The organism is Mesorhizobium sp. LNHC209A00 (assembly GCF_000502915.1).
Lineage (GTDB): Bacteria > Pseudomonadota > Alphaproteobacteria > Rhizobiales > Rhizobiaceae > Mesorhizobium.
In genome coordinates this window covers 476,037-483,209 of the sequence record NZ_AYWT01000006.1, presented here as the reverse complement: position 1 = coordinate 483,209, position 7,173 = coordinate 476,037, and the positions used below count along the sequence as shown (strand labels likewise).

Sequence of the window (7,173 nt, the reverse complement as noted above, 5' to 3'; positions counted from 1 at the left end):
ACTTTGATTGGCTTTTATCTGGTCACGCTTCGAATTGACGAGAACATTCACACCTAGACACTCACGTGTCTTGGTAGACTTTATTCTCTCAAAACGTGTCCGCCAAAGTCTCGTTCGAACCTCATACCCCTGGCGGGATAAGAGGTTCAGCAGGACTCTGCCGCCCACGTTTCTCTTTCTTCATTATTCAATTTTCAAAGAACAGACATCGCTTCACGCAATGTCGTGGCCCGCTTCGCTTTTGGCTCCGGGGCCGTCCGAGTGTCGCTTACGCGGNCGACGCTCTTCCGATCTCCTAGAAGCAAACTTCTTCGTCGCCAGCGGCGCACCGCCCTCGTTCGTGAGGCGTATATAGTCGCCACCAACCAAAACTGTCAACACCGTTCCCAAATGTTTTTGAACTTTTTGCGACAGAAATTTCGGGCGCGCTTTCTCGATAGCCGGCTGCCCCAGGGGAACACGGACCACAGGAGGAGGAGGCCACGAAGGAGCCCTATTGCCGCCGCATTGCCGGTCGACACCAAGGCCAACAAAAGAGAGCGCGAGCACAGCCGTGCAATCCCCTCTTCCAAGAGCGCCGTAAGGGAGTGCGCGAAAGCCTTCTGGATGAAAGCACGCCGCCCGCTTTTTAGAAGTGCTCTATAAGAGAAGTGCGCGAGGGGAATTCGACCGAAGCCTGAGGCTTCGTTGACTTAACCTGCCGTGACAGGCAAATGTCATGGCCACAACAAAAGCGACAAGCCGTTCCGCCCGGGGAAGAAGCAGCCTTTCTGGATGCCAGATACGGAAGATGTCATAGCCGAACTCGGCAATGAGCCGCCGCTTATCGCGGACGGCCGCAGCGGCCCGCCCGATCGGCGTGAGGTTTCTGCACGCTGGCTGTCGGGAACATTCCTCACCGGTGTAACCTCGAGCGTGCTGATGGGCGTCGCGCTGTTCGCCGCTCTCGACGGTCGCCAGCAATTGGCGACCCCACCCGAAATCGCCGAACTGATCGGCCTTGCCAGCAACGGCGATTCCGGCGAGGTGGCAAAGACCACCAGGCTGGTGGCGCCGCGCCAGATCGCCAAGGCCAAGGATCGCCGCCGCATGGAAGTGTCGATGGTCACCAAGGTCGGCGACCGCGATGTCATCCACACCATGCCTTTCGTTCAGATCAAGATGGCACTCGCAGCCGGCCATACCACCAGCCGGGCCTACCCCCCTTTCGACCCGATGCAGGTGTTCGGCGACGACGGCGACGATGTATCGGCACAGCCTGCGACAGCGTCGGCCGCCTCCGGCCAGATCTATGGCGCCAAGGTCGAAAGCGAAATGAGCCTGAAGACCGTCGACTTCCCAATCGCGACGGCTTCCTTCGACGAGAAGAGTGACCTGTCGGCCGACGAAGTCGAAAAAGTGGTACGCGAGGCCGGCACCGACCTCAGCGACGGCGCCGTGCAGGTGGCTTCGCTTCATTATGTCGATCCGCAGCGATTCGGCGAAGCCTTTGCCGAGAGCATGGCCGGCTCCTACGATGTGAAGATCGTGCCGGAAAATGTCTCCGTATCGCCACGCGCCAACGCGGACGACCAGGCACCGGCTTTCGCCGAGGAAATCATCCCCTTTACCAAGGACACCGACCTCACGGAGGCTTTCGCCGATTCGGGCTACACGGGCGATGATGCCACCGGCATGGCCGAAGCGATCGCCAAGTTGCTCAACGCGCCGGCGCTCAAGGCCGGAACGGTGCTGCGTGTTGGCCTCGAGGTCCACGGCGACGCCGCCAAGGTCGTGCGGACAAGCGTCTATGACAAGACCACGCATATCGTCACCATCGCGCTCGACGATCGCGGCCAGTACGTGCCGGCCCAGGAGCCCGAGCCCAATCCCGAATTGCTGACCGCGTTCGACGATTCGTCGGCACCGGTGGTTGTGCGCGGCAACCTGCCCAACGTCTATGACGGCATCTACCGCGCCGCCTATTCCTACGGCATGTCCAAGGCGATGACCCAGCGGCTGATCAAGCTCCTGGCATCCGATGTCGATTTCCAGTCCCGCCTCAATCCCTCCGACCGCCTTGAAGTGCTGTTCTCACAGCCTGATGGCGACGACCAGACCTCGGACAATTCCGAGCTTCTCTATGTCTCGGCGACCTTCGGCGGCACGACCCGCAATTTCTACCGCTTCCAGATGCAGGACGGCAGCACGGACTATTTCGACGAAGACGGCTCGAGCGCCCAGCAGTTCCTGCTGCGCAATCCGCTGCCCGCCGGAAAATTCCGCTCCGGCTTCGGCGCCCGCAAGCATCCGATCCTCGGCTATGTCCGCATGCACACAGGCGTCGACTGGGCAGCCCCGATCGGCACGCCGATCATCGCCGCCGGCAATGGCGTCATCGAGAAGGTCGGCTGGGCCGGCGGCTATGGCAAGCAGATCATCATTCGCCATGCCAATGGCTACGAGACCTCGTACAATCACCAGAGCGCCTTTGCCAAAGGTATGGAGCCGGGCATGCACGTGCGCCAGGGCCAGACCATTGGCTATCTCGGCCAGACCGGCCTCGCCACAGGCCCGCACCTGCACTACGAGGTGATCGTCAATGGCACCAAAGTCGATCCGATGCGCGTCCGTCTACCGGTCGGCAAGGTGCTGAAGGGCGACGATCTCGTCGCCTTCAAGCGCGAACGCGAGCGCATCGACGATCTGCTGAAACAGGAAGATGGCAATTCGCTGAAGGTCGCCAGCGCCAAGATCGAAGGCTGAGTCTCAGCCTTCGTCCTGCCGAGGCTACGTCGCTGGCGGCGATCCTCGCCGTATCGAGTGCCGGCGAAAGTCCTGCTGGTGGCGGTTCGCCGAAGCCAGGCAGGCCAGGGGTGGCATTTACCTCCAGGGCATTGGCGTAGATCCAGGCAGCCAGGGACCCCATCGCCGCCACCGCGATCAAGCCGCCGATGCGTGAGACGGCGTTGTTGATGCCGGAAGCGGCGCCGGTGTCCTTGTCTTCCACCGCCGTCATGATCGCGGTGGACAATGGCGATACGACCAACGCCATGCCGAGCCCCATCAGCGCCATCAAGGGGAAGATGCCGGTCCAGAAATGGTGAAAGCCGGCATAGGCGAGGAAGGCCAGCCCGGCGAAGGCAACCGCCACGATCAGGCTGCCGCAGGCAATGGGAAAACGCGGCCCGATCCGGTCCGACAGCTTGCCGACGGGTCCCGACAGAAGCGCGATCGCCGCCGACAACGGCAGGAAGATGAAGCCTACCTCGGCGGTGCTCAGTCCCCAGCCTGCGATCAGCAGCATCGGCAGATAAAAAAGATTGGCTGACAGTGCGAAATAGAGAAAGAACGTCGCGACGTTGGCGCCGGCGAAAGCACCGATGCGAAACAGGCTGAGATCTATCATCGGCTCGCGCTGCCGCCGCTCAAACAGGATGAAGACGACAAGCAGCACGGCGCCGGCGGCAACGCTTGGACCGGCCATGTGGCTCTCGCCGCTGGCGCTCATTGAAGTCAGCCCATAGGCGAGCCCCCCGAAGGCCACCGTCGCAAGCGCCCCGCCGGCAAGGTCAAGGCTGCGTTTCTCCGTCGGCGCATCGGCCGGAATCTTGGCGAGCAGCAGATAGATCGAGATCAGGCCGAGCGGCAGATTGACGGCAAAGATCGCCCGCCAGATGCCGCCGCCGAAAGCCGAGAGCACCAGGCCACCGAGCACGGGGCCGAGAGCGGTGGTCAGCGCCGACGCCGCCGCCCAGATGCCGATCGCCCTGCCGCGTTCCTTCTTGGGATAGGCCTTGGCGATAATGGCGAGACTGCCCGGCACCATGATCGCGGCGCCGATGCCCTGGAGCGCGCGAAATGCGATCAGCACGACAGCGTTCGGCGCCAGCGCACAGGCAAGCGAGGTCACGACGAACAGCGCAATGCCGGCCACGAAAGCATGGCGCAGCCCGAACCGATCGCCTGCGGCACCGCCGGCAAGGATCAGCGCCGAGAGTGTCAGCGCATAGGCATTGGAAATCCACTGCGCCTCGGCAAGGCTGGCGCCGAGGTCGACGCGGATCGCCGGCATGGCGATCGCCAGGATCGATCCGTCGATGAAGCCGAGCGCCGAGGCCAGGATCGCCGCGATCAAGACATAACGCCGCTGCGATTGCGGGCAGAACGTGCCATTCGCGACCGGAGCGGTCAGCGGAACGGCGGCGGCTCGATTGGGCGCATGCATGTCAGCCTCATTAGACCGTCGGCGCGGCGGCAACAACCGGCCAGCGGCTTGTTGTCCTTGAAACCAGCCATATTGCCAGGGATCGCATCTGCCCCGATGCAAACCGCGGCAGTCATGCTAATTCATGTCGCGCGGAAGTGACCTCGGTTTTGCGACAACGACATGCATCAGGCAAGATTTAAAAGCGCGTCGCACGGATCCGTTTCGACGAGACGCGCTTTAGGTTTGTCAGGACCCGCGGGCAGGAGAAATCGATGAAGCGTCCGCTCGAAGCATCGGTTGAGGGGCGCGGCCGTATTGTCGGTATCACCGATGGCGTGTTCGCCATCGCGCTCACCCTGATCGTGATCGAGATCAGGGTGCCGGCGCATGAGGTGGTCCACTCCGAACATGATCTGCTCGCCGCCATCGCGGCACTCGCGCCACGCTTCCTCACCTATGCCTTGAGCTTTCTGACCCTGACCATCTTCTGGTTCGGCCAGCAGGCCCAGCATGGTCTGGTCGCCAAATCCGACAGACGGCTGGCCACGCTGAACCTCTGCTTTCTCGCCTTCATCGCGCTCTTGCCGTTCTCGACCGACCTTCTCGCCGATTTTCTGGAATTCAGGACCGCGGTGCTGGTTTACTGGCTCAACCTCTTGATGCTTGGCATCACGCTGTTCGTCAGCTGGTGGTATGCGGAGAGGAGCGGCCTTGTCGCGGAGGACGTCGACCCGGAAACGAAACGCACGGTCTACCTGCGCATCGTCAAGGCGCAGATCCTGTGGGCCGTCGGCGCCGCACTTTGCCTGATCACCCCGTTGGCGAGCGTCGGCTTCATTCTTGTGGTGCAGTTGATCTACGCGGCAACGCCGAATGTGAAGTGGGTGCGCAGGATCATTGGTTGAGAATTCACGTCAGGCCGGCATCGCCCAAATATCGACATACCCTATTCGACGAACTCCACCGGGACACCCGGCGAGACCAGCTTGGCCAGTTCACGCGCGTCCCAATTGGTCAAGCGCACGCAGCCATGGCTCTCGGTCTTGCCTATCTTCGAGGGCTCCGGCGTCCCGTGAATGCCGTAAGTCGGCTTGTCCAGCGCGATCCACACCGATCCGACCGGGCCATTCGGCCCAGGCGGAATGGTCAGGATCTTGTTGTTCTCGCCCTGCTTGAAGTTGATGTTGGGATTATAGGTGTAGTTCGGATCGAGCGCGACACGCGACACGGCATGAATGCCGGTCGGGGATGGCGTGTCCGACGAGCCGATTGTGGCGGGGTAGGCCGCGACCAGCTTGCCCGACCCGTCATAGGCAAAGACTTCCTTCTTGCCTTTGTCGGCGACGATGCGGGTCACGGGGGTAGAAACCAGTTTGCCGAAATTCGCGACCTTGATGATCGTGCCGGGACGATTGAAGTTGGCGTCCGGATTGAGCGCCTTGAGATAGTTCTCGTCCATGTGGAAGCGCTCGGCCAGCGCCTCGGTGACGGAGGTGAAGCCCATGCGGTCGAGTTGCGCCTTCTGGCTATAATCTTCCGGGATCGACGCGACATAGGGGCCGGCCGCATCCTCCGCGGTGATGGTGTAGTTGGCGAACGGGTCGCCACCGGATTGCGACAATGCGGCCTGGATGCCGACCGAATCGGTCGATTTGAGGCTGCTGCCGTTGATCTGATTGTAGGCCGCCAGCGCCTTGTCGACATTCGAACCGAAGCGCCCGTCGATGACGCCAGGCGAAGCCCCGCCCCGGTCGAGCAGCACCTGCAGGGCCGCGACATCCTGGCGTGCCCCCAGCGAAAGCGCCGGATCGACTGACGTCTTGTCGCCGGCCTTCGGCGGCAATGCCGCCTGGTCGGAGGGCGCTGCTTGGTCCGTCGGGTCTGCCGGCCGGTCGGGGTCTATCGACGCCTCGTTCAGCGGTTGGCGCTTGATTGTACCCGGCTTTGCCGGCTGCGGCGCATCGGGATAATTGTTGTCATAACTGCCGTCGTCCTGCGGTGCCGGCGGATAGGCATCGACTGAACCACTTCCGTCAGGATCGTATTCGTCGGCGGGCGGTGGAATGACCCGGCCCTCCTCTTCCAACTGTCTGCGGCGGAAGCGGGCCATGTCCTGGGGATCGTCGAGATAGTAACGATCATCGTCGGCCGGTGCGCGGCCAAGTTCACGCATCCGGCTCTCGCGGCGCAGCACCCGCCGGTCGAGCCGTGTCTGTGGCGGCTGGATGGCGATCACCTTGCCGGTGTCCGAATCGACGATGACGCGATTGCCCCTGGCATCGTAATAAATGTCGAGATTGCCGTCCTGGGCGAGCAGAATGCCGCCGCTCCCGGACGCACGGACAGGCTGGGCGGCACCGTCATGCGTCGGCGCGGCGAACGCATTGGAAAACACCAGTCCCGCGGCAAGCGCCGAAAGGGTGAAGATAGTGCGCAGCATCGTGCGAAACTCTCCGGTCCGTATGTGCCGCCGCTCGGCATTGTTCAGGTCGGCGAACCCTTCGCCAGCAAACCAGTTACCCACCATATGGTTCCAACATGAACCGGGCATGAAGATGGCGGTTTTCCGGCGCCTCGGGGAATATTGGCTAGCTTGCGCCAAGCCCCAATTCCTTGCGCGCCTGCTTCGTCAGCTTAAGGGCAACAAGGCGGTGGCTCTCGCGCAAATAGTCCTTCAGCGCACCATCATCCATGCTCTGGCTTGTCCGACGCTGGATCCACTTCATGCCGCGGGAGGCAAGATAGGGAGCGGGGCGCAGGCCGGGCTGCTCCTTGAGCACGTCATAGGCGATGTCGGAGCATTTGAAGGTGACGAAGAGCTGCTGACCCTGATCCCAGCCACCGATCGCAAACACCTTGGTCCCGACCTTCCAGACATGGGCGCCGCCCCATTGCACAACGTGGTTCGTTGCGGGCAGCGAGGCGCAGAAGCCGTTGTAATCGTCCAGCGTCATCAATCCCCGCCAATTGCATGAAAAAGCCGC

The 7,173-nt window shown here is 62.2% G+C and carries 5 protein-coding genes; 2 read left to right on the top strand and 3 right to left on the bottom strand.

The features are described 5' to 3' along the window. The first annotated feature begins 774 nt into the window (after positions 1 to 774). The gene (locus X739_RS147870) at positions 775 to 2,745 is read left to right on the top strand and encodes a M23 family metallopeptidase (protein WP_023770721.1); all 1,971 of its coding nucleotides are present in this window, start codon (positions 775 to 777) and stop codon (positions 2,743 to 2,745) included. On the opposite strand, the gene X739_RS147875 is transcribed toward X739_RS147870, so the two are convergent. Continuing rightward, positions 2,657 to 4,207, bottom strand: a complete 1,551-nt coding sequence (locus X739_RS147875; protein WP_023795066.1) for an MFS transporter — start codon at positions 4,205 to 4,207, stop codon at positions 2,657 to 2,659. The two genes, X739_RS147870 and X739_RS147875, sit on opposite strands and share 89 nt — an antisense overlap. Before the next feature lie 254 nt (positions 4,208 to 4,461). Between X739_RS147875 and X739_RS147880 the strand changes: the two genes are divergently transcribed. Then, positions 4,462 to 5,094, top strand: a complete 633-nt coding sequence (locus tag X739_RS147880; protein ID WP_023770723.1) for a TMEM175 family protein — start codon at positions 4,462 to 4,464, stop codon at positions 5,092 to 5,094. A 41-nt stretch (positions 5,095 to 5,135) separates the two neighbouring features. Here the strand turns inward: X739_RS147880 and X739_RS147885 are convergent, their stop codons facing one another. Then, positions 5,136 to 6,629, bottom strand: coding sequence for a L,D-transpeptidase family protein (locus tag X739_RS147885; protein ID WP_023770724.1), 1,494 nt, complete (start codon positions 6,627 to 6,629; stop codon positions 5,136 to 5,138). A 148-nt stretch (positions 6,630 to 6,777) separates the two neighbouring features. Continuing rightward, the gene (locus X739_RS147890) at positions 6,778 to 7,143 is read right to left on the bottom strand and encodes an MmcQ/YjbR family DNA-binding protein (protein ID WP_023770725.1); all 366 of its coding nucleotides are present in this window, start codon (positions 7,141 to 7,143) and stop codon (positions 6,778 to 6,780) included. Positions 7,144 to 7,173 lie beyond the last annotated feature (30 nt).

What these genes read in the sequence shown, in the direction of transcription:
- X739_RS147870 (WP_023770721.1), top strand. Translation starts at nt 775, where the DNA reads ATGCCAGATACGGAAGATGTCATAGCCGAACTCGGCAATGAGCCGCCG.
- X739_RS147875 (WP_023795066.1), bottom strand. Translation starts at nt 4,207, where the DNA reads ATGCATGCGCCCAATCGAGCCGCCGCCGTTCCGCTGACCGCTCCGGTC.
- X739_RS147880 (WP_023770723.1), top strand. Translation starts at nt 4,462, where the DNA reads ATGAAGCGTCCGCTCGAAGCATCGGTTGAGGGGCGCGGCCGTATTGTC.
- X739_RS147885 (WP_023770724.1), bottom strand. Translation starts at nt 6,629, where the DNA reads ATGCTGCGCACTATCTTCACCCTTTCGGCGCTTGCCGCGGGACTGGTG.
- X739_RS147890 (WP_023770725.1), bottom strand. Translation starts at nt 7,143, where the DNA reads ATGACGCTGGACGATTACAACGGCTTCTGCGCCTCGCTGCCCGCAACG.